Here is a 25,704-nt window from a genome sequence, read left to right on the forward strand (position 1 = left end):
GCTTACTTTGCCGCTTTTGCAAAGTGAGCCGCCGTCAGGGCGGAACCCTAAGTAGCCGTGACAGCAGGAATGGATATGTACCCGGTATAACTGCGTCGCCTGTTAGGCCGCCTTCGCGAGCAAGCCCGCTCCCACAGTTTGATTGCGGAGTGTCAGGTAGATAGGCGTCGGCTGGCAGGCCGTCATCGCAGGCAAGCCAGCTCCCACATTTTTGATTCCGGGGTGTCAGGTTGATAGGTGCCGGCTGGCAGGCCGTCATCGCAGACAAGCCAGCTCCCACATTTTTGATCGCGGGCTGTCAGGCCACCATCGGGAGCGAGCCCCCTCCCACATTGGTACTCGGTGCAGCCAGGATCACTGAGCCGGTCGCAACAGCTGCATCTGCTGGCGATAATCATCCGTCACCTGCCGCGCCTGGCTGCTGCTGGTAATCACCCTCGGCGTAATCAGCACAATCAGCTCCGTGCGGTCCTTGGACTTGCCGGTATTGCCAAACAACCAGCGCAACCCCGGAATCTTCCCCAGGTAAGGCACGGCACTGACACGCTCCGCGTTGTCCTGCTTGATCAACCCACCGAGCAACACTGTCTGGCCACTCTGAACCGCCACCTGGGTCGACACCGAGCGCGTGGAGATGCGTGGGTTCACCGGCGTCTCACTGCTCCCCGTCGGGTTCTGAGCATCACTGACCTGTTGCTGAATATCCATGTACACCAGCCCACCCGGATTGATGCGCGGCACCACATCCAGAATCACCCCCGTCTGCACATATTCGACACTGCTCAAGGTGGTGTCGGCGTCGCCGGTATTGACGGTGGTCTGGCTGATGGGAATGTTGTCCCCCACCTGGATCTGCGCCGGCTGGTTGTTCATCACCACCAGCGATGGCGCCGACAGCACCTGGGTGCGCCCGTTGGTTTCCAGGGCATGCAGGGCCACTTGCAGGTTGGAGCTGACGAAGGAATAGAACAACGAGTCCGCCGCCCCCAGCCCTGCCCCGCCACCGCCCAAGGCGCCTTGGCTGCCGGAGGCGTTGGCCACCGTGGTGCTGGTGGAATTACCGGCCAGGCGGCCCAGGTACCACTGCACGCCCAGGTCCAGTTCGCCGGTGAGCTTGACCTCCAGGATGCGAGTTTCGATCTGCACTTGCAGCGGTGGGTTGTCGAGGCGTTTGATCGCCGCTTCGATCTCTTTCCACTGCGCCGGGCGGGTGCGCACCAGCAGTTGGTTGCTGCTCTTTTGCGCGGTGATGCGCGTGCCCGCTTCGAGGTCGCTGGTGGGCGATGCCGGGGTGTTTTCGGCAGGCTCGGCTTCAGGTTCTTCGGCTGCGGGCACGGGCGCGTTGGCCTGCAAACCGGCGCTGGTGGACGAGGACAAGGTGGTGGTACGCAAGCCCGGCGCTACCTTCGCCGGGGCGTCATCCTTGATCGCGCCGTTGCCGTAGATCTGCCGCAGGTACTTGGCGAGGTCGGCGGCCTTCATATTGCGCACGTCGTACACATACATCTGCGGCTCGTTGCCGCCGCCCTCGTCGATGGTGCGGATCCAGTCGCCCACTTCGCTGAGGTACTGGGGCTGGGAAGAAATCGCCACCACCGAGTTGGTGCGCTCCACCGGCAAGAACCGCAGCATGCCGGCCAGGGGTGTGCCACTGTCCGTGCCGAACATGGCTTGCAGCTCGGGCATCAGCTCGGCCACCGAGGCGCGTTGCAGGCCAAACACCGCCACCGACATACCCTTGAGCCAGTCCACATCGAAGGTGTCGATCGTGTCCTGGTAGTTGGCCAGTTCTTCAGGCGTGCCGGCCAGGCTCAGCACATTGCGCGCCGGGTCCACCAACAAAAAAGCGTTTTCACGGGCGAAGGGCTTGAGCAGTTTCTGCATCTCGGTGGCCGAGATATAGCGCAGTGAAAACAGACGTGCCGAGAGGCCGCTGGCCGGTTGCGCCACGCGCATCTGCGGCACCAACTTGCCCGCCACTGCCTGGTTGGCCGGCAGGATCACATAGCGGTTGCCCTGTTTGATCATGGCGTTGTCGGTCCAGGACAGCAGGGTTTCGAGAATCGACAGCGCTTGCTGTTTGTCTACAGGCTTGGAGGTGGAGAAGCTGACCGTGCCCTTCACGCCCTCGGCGATGCTGTAGTTCTCGTGCAGCAGGTCGCCCATCACGCTGTTGATCACGGCCTCGATGGGCTGATCGGCGAAGTTGAACACGATGTCGCCGCCCTGCTCCGGCACGTTTACAGGCGCCTTGGGCTGGCGCACGAACGCTTGATTGCCGCGAATCAACTGGCGCTGTGGCGGGGCCTGGGTGGCAGGTGGAGGGCTTTGGGCCACAGGCGTCTGAAGCGGCGGGCGTTGCGCGCCGGTGCCCTGCAGGGCCTCGTGCAGCAGCTCGTCGTCCGGGTCGAGGGTGTCGGGCAAAGATCCACAGCCGCCCAGGGAGACGGCGGTAGCCAGGCAAAACAGCGAAGTGCGCATATCGATCAAGGGAGAGACTCGCGGGGATGTGAGATCAGGGGTAGCCGCTTACCGTAGAGGCTCAGGGTCTGGGTGCGCCCGTCCAGGGCAAAACGGGCGTATTGCGGGGTCAGGTGTTCCAGGCGCCAGCCGTTGGGCAACGCCTGGCCCAAGCGCACCGTGAGCGTGGGGCCACCGGCTTGCTTGAGCATGGCCATTTGCAGGTTGCCGGTGATCAGGATGCCGCTGAGGGTCAGGTTGGCCAGGCTCGCCACCTGGGTTTTACCCACCTCCCGGTCTGGGCGGCGATCCGGGCTGAACAGCGGCGTTTGCCAAGTGCCAGCAAGGTCTTGCAACGCCGGCGTGGGCGCGGCCTGCACCTGGAACGAGGGCGGCGCATGCACCGGCGCATCGGGTAACCACCGCGGGGCATCGCCGATGCTGCTGAGGATCATCGCCATCAACAGCCCCAAAAGCGCGGCCACGCCGAGCCAACCCCATTCCAGAGGGCGCAAGGGGCCGATCACGGTGCCACCCGCGCCGGTTGCAGGTAGCCGCGTACCAGCAGTTGCACCGCCAGCTTGCCCGCCCCGCCATTGGCCGGCGCCAGTTTGTCACGACGAATATGCAGCTCATCGACGAACAGAAAAGGCGGCTGATATTCCAGCCCATGCAGGATCGCGGTCAGCGGTTCGATGGCGCAATTGAGCGTGAGGCTGACCTTGACCTGACGATAGGGCTCGCTGTCGTCCTGTTCAGGCGTGATCGGCTTGCGCTGGGTGAGGTTGCAGCCGCCGCCGAGGTTGGCGTGGCTGTTGATCAGGTCGGCAAGACGCTGCATCAGGTCGGCGGCGACCACGTCCGGGTCGTCCCCCGGCAACAGGCTGGCGCTGCTGGCCGGGTCTTGCTGTGCCTGCGCCAGCTGTTTGCGCAACGCATCGCCCTGGCGTATGACGCTGGCATAGCGCTGCTGCTGTTCACGCAACTGTTCGGCCTGTTCACCCATGGCCCGCAGCGGGCCGGCGAACCAGCTGTCGATCAACAGCCAATAGGCCGCGCCGAGCACCAAAGCCAGGGTCAACAAGGCGGCGCCGCGGCGTTCACGGGGTGTAAGGGGTCGGCGCATCGGCGGCCTCCTGGCGTAAGTGGGCACGCAAGGCAAACTGGTCCTTGCCGGTGCGTGCGTCGGGTTGGATCACCCCTTCGAACTGCGCGTTGTCCAAGCGCTGGCAGCCTTTGATGCGGCTGATCAGGCCACTGGCCTTGGCGCTCTGGCCGGAAAAACTCACCTCGCCGTCCTTGACGTCCAATTGGTCGAGCCAGGTGTCGGCGGGCAGGCAACTGGTCAAGTCATTCAGCAGCGCGGCCAGGGGTGGTTGCGCCCGTTTACGCTGGGACAGGTACTGCGCCGCACCACGGGTATTGAGCAGTTGCTGGCGCAGGGCGTGCACCTGGGCGACCTCGGCTTTTTGCTGTTGGACAGTGGCGCGCATGCTGTCGAGTACCCGCTGGCGGTCGTTGAGCCACAACAGCATCGCCGCGATCAGCAACGCGCCGCACAACCACGGCAGGCTGCGCTGCAATTGCTTGCCGGCGGAACGCGAACGCGGGCGTAACGGCGCGGGCAGCAGATCAATACCCAAGCCCGCCACATCCACGCGGTGCGGGTACAGGCCGAGGGCAGCGCAGTCGGTGAGAATCTGGTCCAGGCGCTCGCGCAGGATCGCCACCACCCTCACCTCCAGGTGGCCAGGTGTGCGCCGCTCCTGACGGGCGACGAAGTAGAGCTGCTCGGCGTCAAACGGGGTGTAGCGGTCCAGTTCATAGCCAACTACTTCCATGAGGTTACGTGCAGCGGCCAGAGGCAGTTGCACGCTTTGCTGCAACACCGCGTCGGGGGCAAGCATCAGCACCTGGCGCGCATTGCCTGGCACCACCGGCGCCGTCAGCGGCCAGTGATGAACCTGCTCAGGCGGCTCCTGGAACGCCAGCCACTTCGGCACACAGCCGCGTAACTCCGTGAGCCACAAGCGCCAGCCTTGTTGCAGCAGGCTGGCGCGCCAATAGCGGGCAATCGGTTCGAGTTGAATCATTCTTGCCACCGCACCACCCGATAGGGCTGTGCGCTGTCCTCCGCAGGGCTCAATAAAAGGGTGAGTCGCAGGCGTGCCTGATAGCCGCCGGGGCGCTCGGCGCGGCTGTCGATTTCCACCACCTGGCCGGGGTCGACGCCCTCGGCGTCCTGGCGTGGCAGGTTCAACGCCTTGCGCATCAGGGGGCTGGCGAATGCCGGAGCGGGCCGGTCGAGGTCGCTCCACAAGGTGATTTCAGGCAGCAATTGGCTGTAGAGCGCCTGGGTCATACCGGGGAGTTGACGCACCTCTTCCAGCACCCGAAACGGCGCCAGGCCCTGTTGGCGGCGCGTCTCAAGAGCTTTGGCCAACTGCTGGGCCTGGGCCGCTGTAGCGCCGCAGGCCAGGGCCAGGTGCGTGACGTCTTGGAGAGCGGCGTTGACCAGGTACAGCTTGCCGCGCTCACTGCGCACACTGACCTGTAAGCGGGCGTCGTCGAAGGTCAGCGCAATAGAACGCCCGTCCGCCACCCACTGCCCTTGCGCCATGACCTGTGCGATTCCGGCCTGGGCGGCCAACAGTGTCTGGGTGTGCTGGCGCAGCCACAGCGCCTGGCGACTTTGCAGCTGCACCCACCCGGCCAGTCCACCCAGCAATACGCTGAGCAAGGCCAGCACCCACAGCACCAGCAACAGGGCCGCACCGCGTTGGCGCTTCATTCTTCGCTGCTCGCGCTGGACAGGTTCAGGCGCAACGCAACCACCTGAGTAACCCACGGCACCGGCCCATTGACGGCGGCGTCGATACGCACCGCTGTGGGCAAGCGCCGGGGCCAGGGCCACGGGCTCAACCAGTCGGTGGGCTGGCCCAGTGGCGATATACCGCGATAACTGAACTGCAGCGCCTGGACGTTATGCAAAAGCACCTGCGGCTCATCGCGCTGCGCGTTGGCGTGGGAGGCCCTCTGCGAAAAAGCCACCTGCAGATCCTGCCCGACCCGTTGCAGGGTAAAGCGCTGGATCCCCCCGCCCAAGACACCGGGCAGGGTCGCTACAAACTGCAGCCGCTCCGGCGTGCCGATCAAGAAACCCTCGGCCTGGCTGTCGTCGTCAGTGAGTTTTAACGGCAGCGCCTCGCTGATTGAGGTGCGCAAAAACTGTTGGGCGGCGCGCATTTCATCCAGGCTGGCGGTGTAGGCCTGAGCCTTGGCCACCGCCCGATTGGCCCCCAGCAACGCTGCGCTCACCAGCAGTAACAACACCGAAAGCAAGCTGAGCACCACGAGCACTTCCAGCAACGTGAAGCCCTGCTCACGGCGCTTCACAGGCGTGCCTTCAAGGTGCTGAAGTGCGCCTGATGCGCGCCTTCACGCACGTTCAGGTCAAGACGAAACAGGTGCGGCTGTTGGCGGGTACTGGTCAATTGCCAATGGATGCCGTCAAGTTCGCCTTGGCGGGTTCCTTCAATCAGCGGGCCGGCAGCTTCCTGGTCCAGTAGCGTAAGCGCCGCATGGGTGAGGCGGTCGCTGTGGGCCACCTGGGACAAGGAGCGAGCGCTCTGGCCGAAGGCAACCAGCAACACGCTGCTGCACACCGCCATCAACGTCAGGGCGGCGAGCATTTCCAGCAAGGTGAAACCGGCCTGGCGCTTCATGGCAGCGCCTTGGACTGCACACTGCCGGTGAGCCAGCCGATGTCGATGCGCCAACGCCGGCTACCGTTGGCCAGCAGCAGGTTACCGCCGGTGGAACTGCCGTCGGGATAGAACACCACGGCGGCTCCGGCCTGCTCGGCACTGTGCAAGGTCACCTGCACCTGAGCCGGCCACCGCTGTGACGCACGCCCTGGCGCCTGGAACGTGCGGCCCTGGAGGTCGAATTGAGTGTGCGCCGTCTGGCCGCTGACGATCGCGCTCGCCCGCGTGGCGCGCAGGGCCTCGACCATCTGCGCGACCACCCGCCGCTCCTTGGCCACCAGCAACCCTTGTCGTACACCCAGCCCCAACAACCCGGCAGCGATGCCGATCAATAGAATGACCACCAGCATCTCCAGCAGGGTAAAGCCTCGCTGGGCCATGGGCGGGTTATTCCCAGTTGCCCAGATCGGCACTGTAGCCCTCGCCGCCGGGTTGGCCGTCCTGGCCGTAGAAGATCAGGTCGAAGGCGCCGTGCTCACCGGGGAAGCGATAGCCAAACCCATGGCCGAACGGGTCTTTCAGCTCCGAAGGCTTGGCGTAGGGGCCGGCCCAGTTGGACGCACTGGCGGGCTTGTCGAGCAGTTGTTGCAGGTTGTTGGGCGGCGCGCCCACGTCCAGGGCGTAGCTGTCGATCTTCATGCTCAAACTGGCCAGTTGCGCCTTGCCTGCGCCGTACTTGCCCTTGTCCACATTGCCACCGACCTGGCGCACCACAATGGTCGCAACAATGCCCAGCAGCACGATCACCGCCAGCATTTCCAAAAGAGTGAAGCCGCCTTGGCGGTGTCGGGTTTTCATCGGTTCTGCTCCTTGAAAGTTCATATATGACTGGTGAGGCTCATCAGCGGCAGCATGATCGCCAGCATGATCACCGCCACCAGCACCGCCATGACCACGGTCAGGGTCGGCACCAGTGCAGCGAGCAAGCGTTCGATGGCGCGCTTGGCCTCGACGTCGAAGATGTCGGCGACCTTGAGCAGCATGCTGTCCAGTTCACCGGCCTGTTCGCCGACTTCGATCATGTGCAGCGCCAGCTCCGGTAGCAGCGGCTGGCGACCGAACGCATCGGCCAGGGTGCCGCCGCCCTTGACCCGTTGCGCCGCCAGCGCCACTTGCGCCTGGAGCGCACGGTTGCTGCAAACCTGCCGGGCGATCACCAGCGCGGGCAGCAGCGCCACGCCATTGCTGAGCAACGTGCCGAGGGTGCGGGCCAGGCGGGCGGCTTGCACCCGTTGCAACAGCGGGCCGATCACGCGGATGCCCATCAGGTGACGGTCGTAACGCTCACGGCGCAGGGGGTCGCGCAGGCGCGCCGCCAGGACCCATCCACTGATCGACAACCCGGCCAGCACCACCAGGCCGTAGGCGCCGAGGAACTCGCCGAGCCCCAGGATCACCTGGGTGATCAGTGGAATCGGTACGCCAAGGTCCTGAAAAATCGGCACGAATTGCGGCACCACATAGGCCAGCAACAGCGCCAGGGAACCCAGTACACCCACCACCAGGAACGCCGGATAGATCAGCGCATTGATCACCTCGCCGCGCAGCAACTGGCTGCGCTCCAGGTAGTCGCTGAGCTGGCGCAGGGTGCCTTCCAGCGCCCCGCCGGCTTCACCGGCGCGCACCATGCTCAGGTACAGCGGGGAAAACGTGCCGCCCTCCTCCTCCAGCGCCGCCGACAGCGGTTTGCCAGCCTTGACCTGGTCGCGGATACGCTCGATCAAGGCCCGCACCTGGGGATGACGGGCTTGCTTGAGCAACAGGTTTAAAGCGCGCTCGAGGGGCTGGCCGGCGCCCAGTAGCGTGGCCAATTGCTGGGTAAAACTCACCAGCGCTGCGCCCTTCAACTGCCCGCGTGCCTGGCGCAACAAGGGGCCGCTGGCCGTTTCGATGTGCAGTAGCAACCACCCGCGCTGATGCAAGACGGCGACAGCGGCCGCCTGGTCAATGGCCTGCAACGTGCCGTTCTGGGCCACGCCCTGGCTGTCCAGGGCGCGGAACTTGAACAGGCTCACGCGTCGTCACCACGGGTGACGCGCAGCACTTCTTCCAAGGACGTGACACCGGCCAGGGCCTGGCGCAAACCGTCTTCATACAAGGTGCGCAAACCGGCGCGGCGGGCGGCGTGTTCGAGGCTGGCGGCGTCGGCGTGGCCCATTAGCAGGCCACGCAACTCGTCGTTCATTACCAACAATTCAGTGAGGGCGCTGCGACCGTGATAATCGCCGCGGTAAAGCAAGATCGGACGCTGCTCGGTCAGGCGATCCAGGCCGTGCTCCTGGATCAATTCCGGCGGGGCCTGGAAAGCCACCCGCGTGCCAGGGTCCAGGCGGCGCACCAGGCGCTGGGCGAGGATACCGCTGACCGTGGAGGCAATCAGGTAGCTTTCCACGCCCATGTCCAGCAAGCGCGTGATACTCGCCGCGGCGCTGTTGGTGTGCAGGGTTGAGAGCACCAAGTGACCCGTGAGGGAGGACTGCACGGCGATACGGCAGGTTTCCAGGTCGCGGATTTCGCCGATCATGATCACGTCCGGGTCCTGGCGCACGATGGCGCGCAGCGCTCCGGCAAAGTCCAGGCCGATGGCCGGCTTGACCTGGATCTGGTTAATCCCTTCAAGCTGATATTCCACCGGGTCTTCCACGGTGATGATCTTGCGTTCAGCGGTATTGAGCTGCGACAACGCGGTGTAGAGCGTGGTGGTTTTGCCCGAGCCCGTAGGCCCGGTGACCAACAGGATGCCGTGGGGCCGCGCCAACAGGTCCAGAAAGGCCGCCAGGCGCGCGCCATCAAAGCCCAGGCTGGAGAAGTCGAATTGCACGGTTTGGCGGTCCAACAGGCGCATCACCACCGACTCGCCAAAGCTGGTGGGCACCGTGGACACCCGCAGATCCAGCGCCTTGCCCTGAATGCGCAGCATGATGCGCCCGTCCTGGGGCAAGCGCCGTTCGGCAATGTCCAGGCGCGCCATGATCTTCACCCGCGAGATCACCGCCGCCGACGAACTGGCCGGCGGCGCTTCGGCGTCGTGTAACACACCGTCGATGCGGTAGCGCACCTTGAGTTGGTTTTCGAAGGGTTCGATATGGATATCCGAAGCGCGCTGTTCCACCGCGCGCTGCAGGATCAGGTTGACCAAGCGAATCACCGGTGCTTCGGAAGCCATGTCCTTGAGGTGTTCGATATCTTCCAGGGCGCCCCCCTGCTCATCGAGGTTTTCGATCAGGCTGCCCATGGCGGAACGGCCCTGACCGTAATAGCGCTCGATCAGCGTGTCGACTTCAGTACGCGAACCGATGGCCAGCCACACCGGCACCTCACAGGCATACGCCAGGGCCAGGAACGGATACCACTGCGCCGGGTTGGCGGCCATCACGCGCAACCCACCCTGGTGCCACCCCATGGGCACTACCTGGTAGTGACGCATGAAGCGCTCGGTGAGCACGGGAAGCGGGTCGAGCAACGGCGGCGCCGCGTCGGCCAGCAGCAGTGGCGCATTCAGCAAATCGGCCCAGGCGCGAGCCAGTTCGATTTCAGACACCAAGCCCAAGCGCGTGAGTAAACCGAGCAGGTCGCCAGGCTCGGTGGATAAACGCTGTGCGCGTTCCAGATCAGCGGTTTTGAGCCCGGCGTGCTGCATCAGCCACGCGCACACCTGGTCGGTGTGCGGGATCTGCATCTTGCAAGCATCGATGGGCGCTGACGACATCATTGAGGAATATCTAACGTTGCGAAAAGTATGGCTATTTAGAACTACCGAACAATGCCATTAGTTCGCCATAGCCCAGGCAGGCGTTAGCCGGGTGTATCGACTGGAAGTTATAGCCCTAGTTCCGGATGACGGGTAATTAAATACAAAACATTGCCAAATGCACTGATTTAGAGCATTAGCAGCCAATAGCCACTAGTTGCACTTAGCCATAACGGCGGGTCCTTCAGGTGCTCTCTCTTTCAATTAACTGACAGTGCAAAAGATTCAAGCGCTTAACTTCCTCATCGGTGGCTAATACACCCAGACTTTGCAGAACGCGTGTGGCAGCGAGTACACCAATCTCCAACGCGGGTGGCTGGAGGGTGCTGAGGCTGGGCAACAACATGGGGGCAAACGGGTAGTCGCCGAATCCCAATACGGCGCAGTCCTGGGGGATGCTCAGCCCGGCGCGTTGACCGGCCAGCAAACCGCCAGCGGCGAGGTTGTCATTGGCGAAGAAAATCGCGTCAGGCGTGATCGCCTGCCCCATCAGCGCTTCCATGGCCTGCTTGCCGGCGTCGAAGGGGGCGCGGTCGGCGTCCGGCACAAAGACCCAGGGCTGCACACCCAACTCGGAAAGGGTCGCGGTAAACCCATCGCGGCGCTCCAACGCACTGAAGTCGCCTACTGCGCTGTTCTGTACGAAGGCGATGCGCCGATAGCCCTTGCCATGCAAGTAGCGCGCGGCGCTGACGCCCACTTCGTAATGGGAAAAACCCACTTGCAACGGCGCGCGTTCCGGCACGTAGTCCCAGGTTTCGACGATCGGTATATCTGCCTCGGCGATCATCTTCTCGGTGCCTGGGCTGTGAAAGCGGCTGGTCAGCACCAGCGCTGCCGGCGACCAACCGAGAAAAGCGCGCACCGCGCTTTCCTCCTGCTCGACGCTGAAATAGCTGGAGGCCAGCAACAGCTGGTAGCCGTGACGACTGAGGGTGTCGCTGAAGCCCTGCAGCGTATTGGCAAAAATCGGTCCCGAGATATTCGGGATCACCATCGCAACGATTTTGCCGCGCGCGGAGGCCAATCCACCGGCCACCAGATTCGGCACATACCCCAACTGCGCAACTACCTCGGCGATACGTTCACGGCGCTCGGGCGAAACCTGTTCAGGTTGGTTGAAGTAACGCGACACGGTAATGGCCGACACCCCGGCCTGGCGCGCCACGGTGTTGAGGGTGACGCGGCCGGCGCCCCGGCGCTTGCGCGGTTTGTGTTCGTCCACGGCACAATCCTCAAAAAGGAATATAAAACTAATTTTTTAGTATTTGACGCTCTAAACGGTCGCCTTCAATAATCCAGATGTTAGCGCTAACAAAGCGCACTGTCTGCTACTCGCTCGAGCGAATGCCCAAGACATTTTCACAGGCGCTGACGGTCGCAGAACCGCAGCGGACCAGGGTATTTTTTCGAGCGGGCACAGCATGCATAACTTTCCACGGCACACCCCTTTGTTGCTTCTGGCAGGCCTTTGCGCCTTGCCCGTCTGCGGCGCTGTTGCGGCTGACGCGCAGGAACCCACGCTTCAATCCGTGACAGTCACCGCCACCCGCCGCGAAGAATCGCTGCAAAAAGTCCCGGTGGCCGTCTCGGTGCTCGAGGGCGAGCAACTGGAGCGTGACAATCGCAACGGGGTGGCGAGCATCGCGCAGCAGGTGCCATCGCTGAACTTTCGCACCGGCGCTTCGAACAAGGACACGTCACTGTTCGTGCGTGGCGTGGGCACCGTTTCTACCTCGCCGGGCGTTGAGCCAACGGTGGCCACGGTGATTGACGGCGTGGTCTATGCGCGCCCCGGCCAGGCCACGCTCGACCTGTTGGACTTGGAGCGCATCGAGGTGCTGCGTGGCCCGCAAGGCACGCTGTTCGGCAAGAACGCGTCGGCTGGTGTGCTGAATATCACCAGTAAGGCGCCGACTGCCCAGACCCACGGCTTTATCGACCAGTCGTTCTACAGCGGCAATGAAAGCCGCACGCGCTTTGGCATCGGCGGCAGCCTGGTGCCGGAGGTGCTCAAGGGTTCGGTCAGCACCTTGTTCGGCAGCTACGACGGTAACGTCGATAACCGCCACAATGGCCAAGAGGTTAACGGTTACAACCACAAGGGCATTCGCGGCAAGCTGGAATTCACGCCTAACGATGACGTGACACTGACCCTGATCGCCGACTACATGCAATCCCACGATGACGCACCCAATGGCGTGGTCAGCAAGTCCCTGAGCCCGGCGTTCAGCAATGCCTTGAGGCCGGTGCGCGCCTCAAGTGACAACCGCGATATCAACACCGATACCCGCAGCCATGTGGAAGATACCAACAAGGGTTTGTCGGCGCAGCTGGACTGGAACCTGGGCGACTACACCCTCACCTCGATCACCGCCTGGCGTGGCTGGGACAACACTCAATATCAGGATGGCGACCGTCTCGGCACGGTCACTGCCGCGTTCCCCGGCACCGCCGACAAAGGCGAGCTGGCTTTCGACCAGTATTCCCAGGAGCTGCGCCTGGCCTCGCCCAAAGGTGAGTTCATGGAGTACGTCGGCGGCCTGTTCTACATGCATGGCAAGGATGAAGAAACCTACCAGCGCACCCTCACCACCACGACGCGTATAGACCGTGGCATTGCCGACTACAACACCACCAGCGACAGCTACGCGGCGTTCGGCGAGACCACGCTCAACTTCACCTCGCGCTTTCGCGGCATCGCCGGTTTGCGTTACACCCATGACGACTTGAAGTACGACCATCGCCGCGTGTCCACCTCTGCCACTGCCGTCAGCGGCATTCAACCGGCGACATCGAGTTCTGGTTCGGTAGACGAGGACGGTTGGTCCGGGCGGCTGGGCGTGCAGTACGACATCAGCGACACCGTGACCAGCTACCTCACCTACTCGCGCGGCTACAAAGGCCCGGCCTATAACGTGTTCTTCAACATGCAGCCGCGCGACACCGACGCGCTCAAGCCGGAGACTTCCAATACCTGGGAAGCCGGAATCAAGGCCACTGCCTGGAACAACCGCCTGACCACCAACCTGGCGGTGTTCCACAGTGACTACGACAACTACCAGGCCAACTTTTTCGACACCGTCGCTGGCCAAGTCGTAACGCGCTTGATCAACGCTGGCAGCGTCAGCACCGAAGGCGTCGAGCTCGATTACGCGTTGCAAGCCACCCAGCAACTCAAGCTCTCCGGCGCCCTGGCCTATACCCGGGCGCGCATCGATCAGTTCGCGTGCCCGCCAGGCGCGGCGGCGACCTGCAACGTCAATGGCAAGCCACTGCCGTTCAGCCCGGACTGGAAAAGCTACGTGCGCGCCGACTACAGCATCCCCTTGGATAACGGCCTGGATATCGAACTGGGCACTGACTACAGCTGGCAGAGCGAAGTGCAGTACGACATCAGCCAGAACCTGGACACCAAACAAGGCGCCTACGGCATCTGGAACGCCAGCGTGGCCCTGGCCGACTACACCAACGGCTGGCGCGTGGCGCTGTTGGCGAAGAACCTCGCCGACAAATCCTACTCACCGCTGCTGGCCAGCGGCGGCAACTACATCTACCGCGCCGTGCCTCGTGACGATGAGCGTTACTTCGGCGTGCAACTGCGCAAGGATTTCTAGCATGAGCCGTCAACTCAAACTCGGCGCCTTCCTAATGGCTACCGGGCACCACGTGGCCGCCTGGCGCCACCCCGACGTACCGGCGAACGCTGGCCTGGACTTCGCCCACTACAAGCATTTGGCACGGGTGGCGGAAGCGGCGAAGTTCGACGCACTGTTCGTGGCCGACAGCATCGCCGCCGCCACCGGTGAGGTCGCCAGCCACATGGCGCGCTCGGATCATTTCGAGCCGCTCACCCTGCTCTCGGCCCTCAGTGCCGTGACCGAGCATATCGGCCTGATCGCCACCGCCACCACCAGCTATAACGAGCCGTACCACGTGGCGCGCAAATTCGCCTCCCTGGATCACCTCTCCGGCGGCCGCGCAGGCTGGAACCTGGTGACCTCGGACAACGCGGCCGAGGCGCTGAATTTCGGTCGCGACGAACACCTGGGGCATGCCGAACGCTACAGCCGCGCACGGGAATTTCATCAGGTAGTGACGGGGCTGTGGGACAGCTGGGACGACGACGCCTTCGTACGCGACAAGGCCAGCGGGCGCTATTACGAGCCAAGTAAACGCCATGTACTGGACCATGTGGGCGAACACTTCCAGGTCAAAGGCCCCCTGAACGTGGCGCGCTCGCCCCAGGGCCAACCGGTGATCGTGCAGGCCGGCTCCTCGGAAACCGGCCGTGAACTGGCCGCGCAGACCGCCGAAGTGGTGTTTACCGCGCAGACCTCATTGGCCGACGCGCAGGCCTTCTATAGCGACCTCAAAGCTCGCCTGGGCCAATACGGGCGCGAGGCCGATTCGCTGAAAATCATGCCGGGCGTATTTGTGGTGGTGGGGCAAACCGAAGCCTTGGCCCAGGCCAAATTCGAAGCGTTCCAGGCGTTGGTCGAACCCGAGGTGGGAGTGGCGTTGCTGGGGCGCATGCTGGGTAATTTCGACCTGTCCGGCTACCCGCTGGATGGGCCGCTACCGCAGCTACCCTTGACCGACAGCGGGCAACGCAGCCGCCAGCAACTGCTGAGCGAACTGGCCCAACGCGAACAACTGACACTGGCGCAACTGGGCCGACGCATTGCCGGTGGACGCGGTCATTACAGCGTGATCGGCACACCGGTGCAAATCGCCGATGAGCTGCAGCGCTGGTTTGAAGAAGGTGCGGCGGATGGCTTCAATATATTGGTACCGCACTTGCCGGGTGGGCTGGAGGATTTTGCCGGCTTGGTCGTTCCTGAGTTACAGCGGCGTGGTTTGTTTCGTCGCGAATACACCGGCACCACACTGCGCGAAAACCTTGGTTTGGTGCGCCCGGGCAGCCGTTCCAAGAAGACGCGATCATGAAGCCCCAGGTAAGGCGGCAGCCAGAACGGCACTGCCGCAAACATCCCGTACAAGCCAGAATGTGCCGAACTTACAAATCTCCACGATGAACGACATGTACCTTATTGCCATCTGGATCACGCAAGTATGCGCCGTAGTAACCTTCACCATACTGCCGACGTAAGCCGGGCGCTCCCTCATCCGATCCGCCCGCATGAAGCCCGGCGGTATAGGCAACGTCTACCGCATCTGGAGAGGGAGCCGAGAAAGCGACCATGCTGCCATTCCCTGCCCTGGCTTCGTTGCGATCATAAGGGCTGTACACATAAAAGCGAGGAAGGGCGCTATCTGGCTTGACCCAGCATGCCGACGTCGGTCCACCATCAGGAGTTACGGTACGGCGACACAGCCCCAGGGGGATCAGTACGGCGTCGTAAAAAGCGGCAGCCTGATCAAGATTATTTGTTCCAACAGTGATGTGACTGAACATCCGCGACCCTCCTTTGTTTTTGATGCGGGGGATTCTATCTTGCCTTTCCAAGTGGGCACCGCTCATTGAGTAAGAAGGCGGCGCTCAACCTTGAGAAGAAAATAGAGCTCACGCTTGGCGTGCTGGTCAACCCGAATGGTACGGGCCGGTATTGATCGAGGGTGAGTACACCCATCAGGAAGACTTAAGGAGTCAGACTTGGTGCTGCTTGAGGGCATAGCTGCCCAGCTTGAAAAGGCCAACGCTGAAAAGCCTTGAGCCAGATGCAAAAAGCCCGGCGCATGGCCGGGCTTCAAGGTTTCAGGGACGCGCTGACCACTTAATCAGCAGCGCAGCCTGGGAATTTGGGTTGGACTTCGACTACTCCAAGCTCTTCAAGACCTCGATCAGCTCTACAAATGCCGAGCAAGTTCTGAACGTTGGGGCTAGCACTTGCTACACCGCAGTAAAAAGACCAGAATTAAGACCTATATAGGGGTCTTATCTATGCAAAACATTCTGGCTGACGTAGCGGTGAGCGTTTCCGAACTCAAGAAAAATCCATCATCCGTCTTGAGCGGTGCCAACGGCCTGCCCGTAGCGGTATTGAACCACAACCGCGTTATGGGCTACATGGTTCCGGCAAATGTCTACGAAGCGATGGTAGAGCGCTTGGACGAGCTGGAACTGATTCACTTGGTCAAGGCTCGGCTGGACGCCAACGAAACACCCGTTCAAGCATCTCTCGACGATCTGATTGGCGAGGCGGAGGCAGATATAGCCAATGGGCGCTGAGTACGAGGTTGAATGGGATCCAAAGGCGCTCAAGGAACTGCGAAAACTCGACGGCACGCTACGTCTCCAGTTTCTGAAACAGCTTCAGGAGCGGCAGGCCGGACCGCGAGTGCCAAGTGATGCGCTTCACGGTATGAAAGATTGTTACAAGATCAAATTGCGCGGCGCCGGCTACCGGCTGGTATACCGCGTTGAGGATGAGCGAATTGTCATCTTGGTTCTGGCCGTCGGAAAACGCGAACGCAGCTCAGTCTACGAGCAGGCAGCGAAACGGTAGATAAATGCGAGGAGGCCGGCGCGGTGCCAGGCTTTGTCTTCAGGCTAGATTGCGCTGGAAACTCATTGGTAACCGAGCTATCACCTTTCGGTGCTCAAGGGCCTTCATGACGGCATACTCGGCCTTGAACTGCTCATCAGTCAAGGAAAATACAAAAACGCTTTGGCCAAGGCCCGAAATTTTTGGATTAAACACGCTCCAGTTGTGGTGATAATCACCATAACTAAATCGAATGACCAAGGCCGGCCCGCCGGGCTTTTCACAATCGCATGCCGGACAAGCTAACAAGGAGCGGTGAATGTCGTGGTGGAAAACGCTTTTCGGCATCTCAATCCAAGAGGATGCCCCCAAACAGAGCCCTGCCTTCGATATCTCTGATCTGACGGAGAATGAAGACCACCTGTACCCCGACGCTGCGCGCTTTGTAATATCGACGGGTAGATGCAGCGTCTCCGCAGTTCAACGTCACCTCAAAATTGGTTACGAGCGGGCTACACGGCTGGTTGAAAGCCTTGAAGACGACCACGTCGTCTCAAGAATAAACTCTGACGGAAGCAGATACTTACTAAGTGAGCAGCAGCGTCAAGCTGCACGTTTGCTCCCCTCTAGGGTGGAGATAGAGCGACAGAGAAAATCGGAGGAACTCGCTCTTCGCACCGATTATCTCTCAGAGAAATACGCCGACCAAAGCATCGTCCAAGCAATTCTGGATCAAAAAATCTGGGAAGGAATGACGGCTGCTCATCTATTCGACTCAGCCGGTGAGCCAGAGACAATCGATCAAAAATATATGAAAAACAAATCCCGCGAAATTTGGAAATATCATCACGAAGGCGGCAACCGATTTTTACTGCGCGTGACCTTGGAAAATGGCATCGTCGTTGGCTGGGACGCAAAAGGCTAGCCCACGACAGGCCCGCCGGGCTACTTTGCACTCAACAAAACGGAGTAGTCACTATGAAGATCCTCAAAGCTATTTCTGTTGCATGGTGTAATCGTCCGAAGAAGACCTTGGCAGATCTGAACGACTGGACGCTCGCCTTTATTGGAGGTCCAAGCTTTCTCATTGGGACCTTTTACGTATCGGTCGTCTGGAAGAGCACGCCCGAACTAATCAGTCTTTCCCAGGATCACGGCCTGCCACCTGCAGCAATTCTGGCGTTTCTTTTACTGGGGGGGCTAGCATTGAATGGCTGGTTTTTTTTGACAGTCGCCCGCCGGTGCAACGAACTGCTTTACGAGCGTAATTTCAAATAACACACGCAATGCCCAACCCGCCGGGCTTTTCGACAGCACGCCTCAATAATAGGAGCATCAATGCATAAGGTTTTGCTCGCAGTCAGAGTCATCCAGAAGGGCGAGCTAGTTGGATACTGTAGCCATCAACTCACCCTGCCCTTCGCCCCCTTTCCTGGCCTTCGTTTTGAGCAAGGAACCAGCTGCAAATTGTGAGAAACGATGACAGGATCGGAGCTTGCGCCAGCTGTTGAGCGAGTCATCTTCGATCTGGATGAAGGACAGTTTGTATGCATATTCAACGTTGACATCCCGCTGCGCGCCTCATTCTGGTACGACGACGTTGATCTAACTCCAGGGACCGTCAGCGCTGTTGGCGAATACTTCCGACATATTCCGATTGCCAGGTAGTATTCCGGCCGCTTTTTTCTCACACATGCGCAAGGATGCGAGCAATGCCGTCCCTCACGAAGAAACTCTCCAAAGGCTTCATAGTGCTAATCGCCGCCGTTCAGAGCGCCGGCCTTGAGACTACGATCGATGCAATCAAGAGGAGCTTCGCTCTTATAGCAGAGACCTCATCCTTCAGAGCGAAAGCCCATGAGCATTCACAGATCTAGCGCGAGAAAAGCACTGGCATTGGCGAGGTATGAACTTGCGAGCGTCGATGATCAACGCTTGAAATACGCAGCGCTTGAGCTCCGCATGGCAATCGAAGGGGTTACGTACGATCGGGCATTAGCTTACAAGGCGGAGTTTCCTCCTGAAGAGTACGAAACCTGGCAACCAAAAAAAATTATGCTGGTTCTCCTGGAAATTGACTCCAGCGCAGATTCAGATAGCTCGCTCAGCTTCGGAATTGAACCTGCACCAGGACAGAGCCCTGAAGTCATGAGGCATCTAGGGGCTGAAGTTGTATTTAACCTTCAGATCATCAAAAAACACTACGACGCTTTAGGTAGCTACCTACACTCACCATCATTGAAACATGTACGGTCCGGAGTAACTTCCGATTACGGAAAAATGCGTAAGCGTTGTGAGGAGATCGCCAGCTCTTTAGAGCGAGTGCTGGCCTCCTCCATATTCAATTGTACTCTCGGGGTATTTTCCAGCTTTGATTGCTGCGAGTGCAATACACGCATACGCAGGAGGATGCCCCGTGGAGTTGACAGTATCGAAGTCGACTGTTTCAACTGCTCAGCTAGTTACACTCTCACACGAACATCAGATGATAAAATTCTTAGAGAGCTCCACCAACACGAAATAGCCTGCGCAAACAAAAATTGCAACCACACCATAATTGTTCTGCGGAAAGAAATTGTTGCAGGTAGACATTGGACCTGCAAAGAATGCCACGGGCGCAATGAGTTCCACCTCGGCCTAGTGCATTATGAATCATATTGATCAGAAAACCGGTACATGCAAACAACCATCTCTTACTTGCTCTAGGCGAGGCAATCTAGCAATCCTAGAAACCTTGCCAGGACAAACGCTGGGCTTTTCACAGCCCGGAGTTCGAACCCAAGGGTCGTCAGCACACCTATGAAACCCTTCGATGAAATAGCGCAAAAAGCCTTTCGAACCCCTAAGCGTTATGTGATAACAGGCTACTTAATAACGACAGCCGTACTCGCTATTGGGACATGGCTGAGCATCCAACTTGATGATTGGATGTGGTTAGTGAGGTTCGGCGCATTTCTAGTGTGTCTAGCGATGATGTTTGAAGTAACTGGAGTGCTTGAACGGTACGTCAAGAATATCTTCGGTGTTATTGAAGGCGCTACCGTCGACGTCGTACTAATGCAGGTGAAAAGGCGCCCACACTTATATGGTGTTTCCTCAGAAACCACCACCCAGCAAATCCAAGAGATAGCTGAGAAAGAACAAAAACGTCGCTCGAAATATGCAGACGACCTTATGCGCAACGCCATCGCCAGAAAGGTTCAGAAGCATGAGTTTATTCTTGCTTCCGTAGGCACTTTGCTTTGGGCCTTCGCAGACCTTTTGAACAAGCTGTAGCACCTACACAAAGCCCCATTCTATACGTTATAGAATGGGGCTTTGTGTATGCTGGCCCCGGCCTACGAGCATCGGAGACCACCGTGACAGAGCCCTCCCTAACCTTCAAATGCCTCGGCCACACCAAGCGTGGCGACTTGATTGAGTCCTACCAGCTGGAAGTGACCGACACCCGCGATGGCACGACCGTACAGATCTCAGTACCGACGAGGAAGCTCATTTCAGCTCATAGCATGAAGAGCATTCTGCTCAGCCGAAAAATGTTCTACTCCGTCACGCAGCGCAAGCACGAGAGTATGCTGAGCGAAATGTTCGATCAGCAGCAGCTTGACGCAGTCGAAGGCTAGCCCGGTCTGCTGGGCTTTTTCGTGCCCACCTGATGCAAAAAGCCCAGCGCTAGCTGGGTCGTGCATCACCGCTGTAATCAACTTTTGAGCTTGTAAACCAACCAAGCCGCATCGCCACCCGAGCTAATATCGTCGTAGAACATTGTGGTGTCACAGTAGTGCACGTTGATTGCATTCATGACTGCCGTGATTGCACCAAGCATCTCTTTGATCAGCTTTCTACTTACGCCGCCCAACGGCTGAGCCTCACGATCATAGAGGTGGTTCTTGTCCTGGTGGGCAATCCGCTTGTTGCGATGATCTCGCGCGAATTGAGCCTTGAATAGCGCCTCCTCACACAGGCCCGCTACCTCCCTGCGCAATCCTTCGTTGGCGATCAACGCAGATAATGCACGGATAGAGAGATTCTGTCTGCCAGACATCTGCGCTGGATCGGTCAATCGGCAGATCCCCTGGATCACTGAGTCCCACAGACTATCTTGAACCACCATGAAGAATAAGCCCGCGGTCTCATTGAGCGTGCGCACGGTTTCCTCGCTTTCGCCGTAGAGCTGCTTGTACTGCTCCCAAACGAGGTGCACCTCAAGGATTTTCTGGTTGAGGTGCCAAAATGCTGTGCCAAGTACCTCACCCATTGAATCCATGTAGTACTCAAGTACTTCTTCGCTGCTCCTACTCCTAGTAGTCACGCTGCCTCCAAGTCCTGTTGTAGCCAGGCACGATACCGTGCTCCGACCCGGGCAACCAGATGCAAAAAGCCCAGCGCGGGGCTGGGCTTTGATAGATTCCTAAGTAGGCTGGCCGCTAGATCTATTTTTTCTCATGGGCGTTGATAATCTCCATGATTTCAGCCAGCCCTTTCATCGACTCACCTGCCTGAGCCGGGTTAGCCAACATTTGCTGCATGAACTGCAGCCCCATCTGCTCACCGGCATCTGGCTTCTTGGGGATGACGGTCTCGTTTATGATATTCGTCATAGTATCCATTAGATGCCGCTGCGACTCCGTCACTGTCCGCTCAATCACTGCCGCTCGTTTATCAATTTCCGCTAAAACATCTTTGGTTTTGTCTTGATATTCAGCCATCACGCGCTGCGTTTTCTCGAAATTAGCTCGGACTTCCCTCTCGGAGTTTTTTGCCGCAGCTATGGCAACAATTGCCAAAATGAGCGAGGTAACACTTGCTAGAAAGGAAATTACGTCAAAAACACTCATGTTTTCCATAACGAGGCAGCTCTCCTAATGATGATTTTCGCTACAACCCGGCCGACCAATGCCGCATAACATAGCGTGTGGCCATCATGGTACATCTGAACACGTTCGCCCCCAACTGAGTGCCCATCCAGCGTGGATGGAATGCCAGTAACTGGGCAAAGGTTCGCCGTAGTAGCTTTGTGCCTTCAGCAATCAAGGAAGACGCAAGCATGGCACTCGTAATTGACGAAACAGCGCAGTACCTCAAAAAGACACCGATGTCAGTTCTCGGCAGTGCGGTTTGGGGAAGGATCCACGCAATCGGCAGCACCGTTCCCGTATCAGGGATATATCGCTGTGAAGGGTGCGGCGATGAAATTACGTCCAACAAAGGGACGGAGTTTCCGCCGCAGAACAAGCATCAGCACCCAGGCTCAGCGGCTAACATCGGATGGCGCTTGATCGTCCAAACCCAAACCAAAGGCTAAAGGATCTTCCCAGTCCTTCGCCTGCAAGCCCAAGGACTGGGATAGCGCCAATATCGGCGCGTTTATGACCTGGAGGTCAATGTGAGAGAAGGACAAACGATATTTCCCTACGTCATCGTTACATCAAAAGACGACTACACGCCTATCGCGGAAAAATTCGCCTACAGAGGTGTTGAGACTGGATGTGGCGTGATTACGTTTCTTTCAGAGTCTGATTTCAATTCCATCTACAACGAGCTCGCGGCGGTAGGATCTGGGTTCGCATTAATACTCGCCGACAACCTGAATTACTTTGGGGATGGCAATTTCTCTCGAACCTTCCATCACATCAACTAATCCTTGAACTACTGCCGGCGAATAATAGCTGGCCATTGATGACTTCGGTTTTTCCACCTTCGGCAAGGCTGTATGGGCCGCTGAATAAATATTCGGCGCGCCCATCCTGAACGTCAGCTTCGACCGGGTCACGCGCTGGGTTAGGGAATTCTCGTCGCCAGGCGATGTTGAAGATAAAACATTCTGAGTGATTCATGGATTTTTCCTGCGGCCATGCCGCGTCATGTTGGTTGTTTGGCGTCTTTGTGCCTGAGGATCAGGCGCACCTCGCACTTTCCCACTGTTCCGCCATCACCTGCAGGGCTTCAGCCTCCATCCGCCGGAAGTCGCTGAAAATGGTTTGTCGCTGGCCGATCGGTACGCCACACATCCGAATCACCCCGGAGAGAACGCTGTAGTCCATGCCTGTGCGCCACTGCGTGCTCATGGCCTCGAAGACTTTGAAGGCTTCCCAGTTGTCCGGCCAGATGCCGACCTCTGAGCCATAGTCCTCCGCGGTGAAAGGCGTCCGTGCCCTCCAGCGTCGGCTCATAGAGCGCGCGTGCAGCGCTTAGGAGTTTCCCAGGCGAGCCTCGCTGAAAGCTTCGGCGTAGGCATTCAGCACAGCCTTGGGGGCTGAGTTGATCGAGTTGACGAGGATTCGTACATTTTCAGGCGTAATCCTTTCCTCGATATCCCAGCCGACGACCACATCAAGCAATTGGTCAGCCTGCAGATCGATCTGAGCAGCAGTGAATGCCTTGAGGTCCATGTCTCCTACCTGCTTGCTCAGCTCGTCGTGCCGCTCGTTCCAGCCTGTGTACAGATCGGCCAGCGCGGTGCGGTCCAGGTACTTGAACTCCACCTTCTCGGCGCTATAACCGGCACGCTGAATCGTCACCGGCGCCTCGAAGGTCGGCTTCTGGATCAATTTGAACTTGGCCATGAGCTCTCCAATTACGCGGCGTAGCGAATGAATTTAGCGAACACGGCGAACACGGCGGTCACCGCCATAATATTATTCTTGGTGAGCGACGGCACGTTGTCGAACGAGGCGTAAGCGTTATAAACGATGACTCCACCCGAGGCGAGGTTGATGCGCACTGCGCGCGGCTTCTTGTCGTCGTCAGCTTCCAGCAGTACCTCGTTGTGAGGTAGCGCCGTGTCATCCGCCATGGTCAGCGTGAACGACAATGGGGATTTCGACGTCGGGATTTGGTGTTCGTCGTCTTCCTCGAGAAACGAGTACGTGACGTTTTGTTGCTCGCCGCCGGACTTGCTTGATTCCGTGACCTGGCTCACAGGCACCCAGGTCAGAATCTTGCGCACCGAACCACCGCCCGCGCCAGCTATGAAACGTGCCGCATTGGCCGTGTTGATCGACTCAAGCACGAACGAGTCGGCGGTCACGGTCTTGATGCATACAACCCGCTTGTTCAGGCGTGCCCAGCCCGAGGTGACCTCGACAAAATCGCCAACCTCTAGGTCATGGCCGGCCGACGAAACAACGGCTTCCGTTGCGTTGGTGATCGCCGTAAGAATGATCGGCGCGTCATACGAGGCGGCGATAGCAGCAGTCGAGCCATCGGGTACCGGCCGGGTTGACCTCTTTCAGCGGGGGCACGATTGACCAGGTGCGTCCTTGAGCGACCACTTTGTCGAGCAGACCTGGCACCCAGGCCAAACCCTGCGCGGCGATCTTGAGTTTCTTGTCGCCCTGCCGGATGAGGCTGTTGTTTTGAAATTCGAGGCCGGTAAAGTCGAGCAGGATGCCCTGAGCGATCTGTTCGATAGTGGCCCCCGGCGCCTCGCCGCCCGTCTCCGGGTCGTACTCGCCAGACTCTGTCTTGCTGATGGTCACGGGCTGGCCGAACTCTGTGATCATCTCCAGAGCCATTACGGCCATTTCGTCGTAGAAGGCCATGGTGGCTCCAGATGTGAAAAGCCCAGCTCGACGGCTGGGCTCCATTATTTTTCAGCTTTCGTCCCAAAGCTGGGACAGTTTTTTTCTACGACGAAGTAGCATCGCATCTGCGTAATGCGCGGCTTCATCTGCCAACACATCTCCGTCGGCCGGCTCTCTCGAAGCGATGGCGGTGATTGCAGCGGCTGCGTACAAATCCCAAGCTTCGATTTCCTTCTCGGTCACGCTTTTTCTTTCCGACATATTGGAGCTCCATGTGATGAGCTCCAACGCTAACACTATGCACGGACTGCAAACAGCCCGCGCTTTTGTAGGTAGTCGGCAAACTGCGTAGCGCTCTGCCGATCCGGCGCCGCCGGAAGAAGTCGGTTGCTGGTGTTGGAGATGGTCGCGTACTCCCGAGTTACCGCACCCTCGACGCGCTCCAGCGTTATAGCACCCTTGCGCTTCTCCACCGGGTCAATATCGTCCAGATGGATCTCGGCGGCCAGCGCCATCTGCCCATACTGGATGCGAGCAGGAAGGTAGTTATTCGGCTTGATCTCCTGATCCAGCAGCACTTCCCGGCGCGGCCAGGACAAGGCCTGCTCGCTGCTCATCTTGCGACCCTTCCAGGTCATGCCATCCATCACCAAGGCGGCCCGGCGCAGCAACGCTTCCTGCTCGGGAACACCTGCGGGGATGGCCGCGCCGAACTTCACGGCATACATGGCCAAGTCCTCGGCACTCGCGTAGCTTTCGGCGTCAGGCTTACCGGTGCCGTCCTCGATGATGAGTGTCATGCGTCAACTCGCTGGAATGGTTTGAAGATTGGCTACCGGGTCGCCGGCAGCCAGTATTATCAGGCCTTGGGCAGATCAGCGACGAGCTTTTCCAAGGATTCTTTCGAGGCATTGGCACGGTACGGCACCTTGGCTTCATCAAGCTTTGCTTTCAGCGCCGCGATTTCACCAGCCTCATCAGCCGACGGCGTGAGGGCCGCCCTCTTCAGCGCTTCAACCTCGCCGCGCAGCGCGTCGACAGTCAGGAGCAGGCCGTCGCGTTCAGTGGTCAGGGTGCCAACCGAGATATGGATGGTTCCGAGCAGATCAAACAAGCGCAACGCCAGTTCGCCTGACTCGGGGCGGTGCATCTCGCCGGCTTCCAGGCCACCAATCAGGATCTCGATCGATCCATGCTCAGCACGTAAAGCCGCAACGACTTTTTCGAGTTCGGCCTGATTCGTGGCGCCAACCATCGGCACCCGCTTAGCCTCCCTCACCGACACGTCAATACCGGCCGCTTCATATGCTTCGACCACGTTTGGCCAATCGCCCATCACCAGCACGCTGGTAACACCGGCTTCTGGCTTATCGAAGTGTTCCGGATTCCATGAAGTGCGGGCACTGTCGCTGCACCTGTGCAAGAAAGCCGGAAAGGATGGGCAGAAGATCGCAGGCCATGCGAGCGAGGGCATGACCAAAAACTACCAGCGAGACCATGAGGAAATCATCTGGTCCGAGGCAGTTCCGGACCTGAATATCAGCGAAATCACCGGATAGTTTTGCGCAAGTATTGCGCGGGTTTTGCGCAGGCACAAAAAAGCCGATCCATCTGATCGGCTTAAGCGTCTGATTTTACTCAGGAATAATGGTCGGGACGGAGTGATTCGAACACTCGACCCCTAGCACCCCATCTCCTTTTTCATACTTCTTGAAAGACTCCGAAATTTCACTCTGGATTTTTATAAGCTA

Annotated in this window: 33 protein-coding genes; 10 read left to right on the plus strand and 23 right to left on the minus strand. The window is 59.3% G+C overall.

What is annotated here, in order from left to right; genetic code table 11:
* Nucleotides 1–354: 354 nt before the first annotated feature.
* The 12 genes from gspD to A7K61_RS04245 form a co-directional block, all read right to left on the minus strand.
* A complete protein-coding gene (gspD, locus tag A7K61_RS04190) occupies nucleotides 355–2,481 on the minus strand; it encodes a type II secretion system secretin GspD (RefSeq protein WP_069556978.1) in 2,127 nt (708 codons plus the stop codon).
* A 5-nt stretch (nucleotides 2,482–2,486) separates the two neighbouring features.
* The gene (locus A7K61_RS04195; RefSeq protein WP_047711279.1) at nucleotides 2,487–2,987 is read right to left on the minus strand and encodes a general secretion pathway protein GspN; all 501 of its coding nucleotides are present in this window, start codon (nucleotides 2,985–2,987) and stop codon (nucleotides 2,487–2,489) included.
* Nucleotides 2,984–3,586, minus strand: coding sequence for a type II secretion system protein GspM (gspM, locus tag A7K61_RS04200; RefSeq protein WP_047711280.1), 603 nt, complete (start codon nucleotides 3,584–3,586; stop codon nucleotides 2,984–2,986). The genes A7K61_RS04195 and gspM overlap by 4 nt, the downstream gene beginning before the upstream one ends.
* Nucleotides 3,561–4,553, minus strand: a complete 993-nt coding sequence (locus A7K61_RS04205) for a PilN domain-containing protein (protein ID WP_047711281.1) — start codon at nucleotides 4,551–4,553, stop codon at nucleotides 3,561–3,563. The genes gspM and A7K61_RS04205 overlap by 26 nt, the downstream gene beginning before the upstream one ends.
* The gene (locus A7K61_RS04210; RefSeq protein ID WP_069556979.1) at nucleotides 4,550–5,251 is read right to left on the minus strand and encodes a general secretion pathway protein GspK; all 702 of its coding nucleotides are present in this window, start codon (nucleotides 5,249–5,251) and stop codon (nucleotides 4,550–4,552) included. The genes A7K61_RS04205 and A7K61_RS04210 overlap by 4 nt, the downstream gene beginning before the upstream one ends.
* Nucleotides 5,248–5,856, minus strand: coding sequence for a prepilin-type N-terminal cleavage/methylation domain-containing protein (locus A7K61_RS04215; protein ID WP_069556980.1), 609 nt, complete (start codon nucleotides 5,854–5,856; stop codon nucleotides 5,248–5,250). Before A7K61_RS04215 ends, A7K61_RS04210 begins: the two co-directional genes overlap by 4 nt.
* Nucleotides 5,853–6,185, minus strand: coding sequence for a type II secretion system protein (locus A7K61_RS04220; RefSeq protein WP_069556981.1), 333 nt, complete (start codon nucleotides 6,183–6,185; stop codon nucleotides 5,853–5,855). The genes A7K61_RS04215 and A7K61_RS04220 overlap by 4 nt, the downstream gene beginning before the upstream one ends.
* Complete coding sequence (locus tag A7K61_RS04225; RefSeq protein ID WP_069556982.1) at nucleotides 6,182–6,607, minus strand: type II secretion system protein; 426 nt, start codon at nucleotides 6,605–6,607, stop codon at nucleotides 6,182–6,184. The genes A7K61_RS04220 and A7K61_RS04225 overlap by 4 nt, the downstream gene beginning before the upstream one ends.
* 7 nt (nucleotides 6,608–6,614) lie before the next feature.
* Nucleotides 6,615–7,025, minus strand: a complete 411-nt coding sequence (gene gspG / locus A7K61_RS04230) for a type II secretion system major pseudopilin GspG (protein WP_019821138.1) — start codon at nucleotides 7,023–7,025, stop codon at nucleotides 6,615–6,617.
* Between the two features lie 20 nt (nucleotides 7,026–7,045).
* Nucleotides 7,046–8,242 carry a type II secretion system inner membrane protein GspF gene (gene gspF, locus A7K61_RS04235; RefSeq protein ID WP_069556983.1) on the minus strand — a complete coding sequence of 399 codons (1,197 nt, stop codon included), beginning with the start codon at nucleotides 8,240–8,242 and terminating at the stop codon, nucleotides 7,046–7,048.
* Nucleotides 8,239–9,906 carry a GspE/PulE family protein gene (locus A7K61_RS04240; RefSeq protein ID WP_371914717.1) on the minus strand — a complete coding sequence of 556 codons (1,668 nt, stop codon included), beginning with the start codon at nucleotides 9,904–9,906 and terminating at the stop codon, nucleotides 8,239–8,241. The genes gspF and A7K61_RS04240 overlap by 4 nt, the downstream gene beginning before the upstream one ends.
* Before the next feature lie 256 nt (nucleotides 9,907–10,162).
* Nucleotides 10,163–11,203 (minus strand): LacI family DNA-binding transcriptional regulator, encoded by a 1,041-nt coding sequence (locus A7K61_RS04245; RefSeq protein ID WP_069556984.1) that lies wholly within the window; start codon nucleotides 11,201–11,203, stop codon nucleotides 10,163–10,165.
* Nucleotides 11,204–11,402: 199 nt separating this feature from the next.
* Here A7K61_RS04245 and A7K61_RS04250 point away from each other — a divergent pair, with 199 nt between their 5' ends.
* Both A7K61_RS04250 and A7K61_RS04255 read left to right on the plus strand, forming a co-directional pair.
* On the plus strand, nucleotides 11,403–13,595 hold the full coding sequence (locus A7K61_RS04250; protein ID WP_069556985.1) for a TonB-dependent receptor: 2,193 nt from the start codon (nucleotides 11,403–11,405) through the stop codon (nucleotides 13,593–13,595).
* A 1-nt stretch (nucleotide 13,596) separates the two neighbouring features.
* Entirely contained in the window at nucleotides 13,597–14,928 is a 1,332-nt protein-coding gene (locus A7K61_RS04255; protein ID WP_069556986.1) for an LLM class flavin-dependent oxidoreductase, read from the plus strand.
* A 70-nt stretch (nucleotides 14,929–14,998) separates the two neighbouring features.
* Here the strand turns inward: A7K61_RS04255 and A7K61_RS30865 are convergent, their stop codons facing one another.
* Nucleotides 14,999–15,397, minus strand: coding sequence for a VOC family protein (locus A7K61_RS30865; RefSeq protein WP_078803457.1), 399 nt, complete (start codon nucleotides 15,395–15,397; stop codon nucleotides 14,999–15,001).
* 486 nt (nucleotides 15,398–15,883) lie between these two features.
* On the opposite strand from A7K61_RS30865, the gene A7K61_RS04265 reads away from it, so the two are divergent.
* From A7K61_RS04265 to A7K61_RS04295, 7 genes are all read left to right on the plus strand, one after another.
* Nucleotides 15,884–16,171 (plus strand): type II toxin-antitoxin system Phd/YefM family antitoxin, encoded by a 288-nt coding sequence (locus tag A7K61_RS04265; protein WP_069556988.1) that lies wholly within the window; start codon nucleotides 15,884–15,886, stop codon nucleotides 16,169–16,171.
* A complete protein-coding gene (locus A7K61_RS04270) occupies nucleotides 16,161–16,448 on the plus strand; it encodes a type II toxin-antitoxin system RelE/ParE family toxin (RefSeq protein WP_069556989.1) in 288 nt (95 codons plus the stop codon). The genes A7K61_RS04265 and A7K61_RS04270 overlap by 11 nt, the downstream gene beginning before the upstream one ends.
* A 298-nt stretch (nucleotides 16,449–16,746) precedes the next feature.
* Complete coding sequence (locus A7K61_RS33310; protein WP_083263038.1) at nucleotides 16,747–17,352, plus strand: DNA translocase FtsK; 606 nt, start codon at nucleotides 16,747–16,749, stop codon at nucleotides 17,350–17,352.
* A 53-nt stretch (nucleotides 17,353–17,405) separates the two neighbouring features.
* A complete protein-coding gene (locus A7K61_RS04280) occupies nucleotides 17,406–17,705 on the plus strand; it encodes a hypothetical protein (protein ID WP_069556990.1) in 300 nt (99 codons plus the stop codon).
* Between the two features lie 579 nt (nucleotides 17,706–18,284).
* The gene (locus A7K61_RS30880) at nucleotides 18,285–19,088 is read left to right on the plus strand and encodes a hypothetical protein (RefSeq protein WP_083263039.1); all 804 of its coding nucleotides are present in this window, start codon (nucleotides 18,285–18,287) and stop codon (nucleotides 19,086–19,088) included.
* 138 nt (nucleotides 19,089–19,226) lie between these two features.
* Nucleotides 19,227–19,703: a hypothetical protein gene (locus A7K61_RS04290; protein WP_069556992.1), complete on the plus strand. Its 477-nt coding sequence runs from the start codon at nucleotides 19,227–19,229 to the stop codon at nucleotides 19,701–19,703.
* 83 nt (nucleotides 19,704–19,786) lie between these two features.
* Complete coding sequence (locus tag A7K61_RS04295; protein ID WP_069556993.1) at nucleotides 19,787–20,050, plus strand: hypothetical protein; 264 nt, start codon at nucleotides 19,787–19,789, stop codon at nucleotides 20,048–20,050.
* A 77-nt stretch (nucleotides 20,051–20,127) separates the two neighbouring features.
* Here the strand turns inward: A7K61_RS04295 and A7K61_RS04300 are convergent, their stop codons facing one another.
* Nucleotides 20,128–20,694 carry a hypothetical protein gene (locus A7K61_RS04300; RefSeq protein WP_069556994.1) on the minus strand — a complete coding sequence of 189 codons (567 nt, stop codon included), beginning with the start codon at nucleotides 20,692–20,694 and terminating at the stop codon, nucleotides 20,128–20,130.
* A gap of 166 nt (nucleotides 20,695–20,860) precedes the next feature.
* Nucleotides 20,861–21,274, minus strand: coding sequence for a hypothetical protein (locus A7K61_RS04305; protein ID WP_069556995.1), 414 nt, complete (start codon nucleotides 21,272–21,274; stop codon nucleotides 20,861–20,863).
* A 200-nt stretch (nucleotides 21,275–21,474) separates the two neighbouring features.
* On the opposite strand from A7K61_RS04305, the gene A7K61_RS04310 reads away from it, so the two are divergent.
* Entirely contained in the window at nucleotides 21,475–21,732 is a 258-nt protein-coding gene (locus A7K61_RS04310; RefSeq protein WP_069556996.1) for a protein L, read from the plus strand.
* 328 nt (nucleotides 21,733–22,060) lie between these two features.
* Here the strand turns inward: A7K61_RS04310 and A7K61_RS32130 are convergent, their stop codons facing one another.
* From A7K61_RS32130 to A7K61_RS04350, 8 genes are read right to left on the minus strand one after another with little or no spacing between them, the layout of a single operon-like run.
* On the minus strand, nucleotides 22,061–22,264 hold the full coding sequence (locus A7K61_RS32130) for a hypothetical protein (RefSeq protein WP_139129453.1): 204 nt from the start codon (nucleotides 22,262–22,264) through the stop codon (nucleotides 22,061–22,063).
* A 60-nt stretch (nucleotides 22,265–22,324) separates the two neighbouring features.
* A complete protein-coding gene (locus A7K61_RS04320) occupies nucleotides 22,325–22,600 on the minus strand; it encodes a DUF1799 domain-containing protein (protein WP_069556998.1) in 276 nt (91 codons plus the stop codon).
* A gap of 18 nt (nucleotides 22,601–22,618) precedes the next feature.
* Complete coding sequence (locus A7K61_RS04325) at nucleotides 22,619–22,993, minus strand: phage tail assembly chaperone (protein WP_069556999.1); 375 nt, start codon at nucleotides 22,991–22,993, stop codon at nucleotides 22,619–22,621.
* Nucleotides 22,994–23,004: 11 nt separating this feature from the next.
* Nucleotides 23,005–23,616 (minus strand): phage tail protein, encoded by a 612-nt coding sequence (locus A7K61_RS04330; protein ID WP_069557000.1) that lies wholly within the window; start codon nucleotides 23,614–23,616, stop codon nucleotides 23,005–23,007.
* On the minus strand, nucleotides 23,600–23,971 hold the full coding sequence (locus tag A7K61_RS04335) for a hypothetical protein (RefSeq protein ID WP_069557001.1): 372 nt from the start codon (nucleotides 23,969–23,971) through the stop codon (nucleotides 23,600–23,602). Before A7K61_RS04335 ends, A7K61_RS04330 begins: the two co-directional genes overlap by 17 nt.
* A gap of 51 nt (nucleotides 23,972–24,022) precedes the next feature.
* Complete coding sequence (locus A7K61_RS04340; RefSeq protein ID WP_047293891.1) at nucleotides 24,023–24,214, minus strand: hypothetical protein; 192 nt, start codon at nucleotides 24,212–24,214, stop codon at nucleotides 24,023–24,025.
* Between the two features lie 35 nt (nucleotides 24,215–24,249).
* Complete coding sequence (locus A7K61_RS04345) at nucleotides 24,250–24,753, minus strand: DnaT-like ssDNA-binding protein (RefSeq protein WP_069557002.1); 504 nt, start codon at nucleotides 24,751–24,753, stop codon at nucleotides 24,250–24,252.
* 59 nt (nucleotides 24,754–24,812) lie between these two features.
* On the minus strand, nucleotides 24,813–25,427 hold the full coding sequence (locus tag A7K61_RS04350; RefSeq protein WP_256557697.1) for a hypothetical protein: 615 nt from the start codon (nucleotides 25,425–25,427) through the stop codon (nucleotides 24,813–24,815).
* Nucleotides 25,428–25,704 lie beyond the last annotated feature (277 nt).

It is taken from the genome of Pseudomonas sp. AP42 (assembly GCF_001728935.1).
In the GTDB taxonomy this organism is placed as follows: Bacteria; Pseudomonadota; Gammaproteobacteria; order Pseudomonadales; family Pseudomonadaceae; genus Aquipseudomonas; species Aquipseudomonas lactis.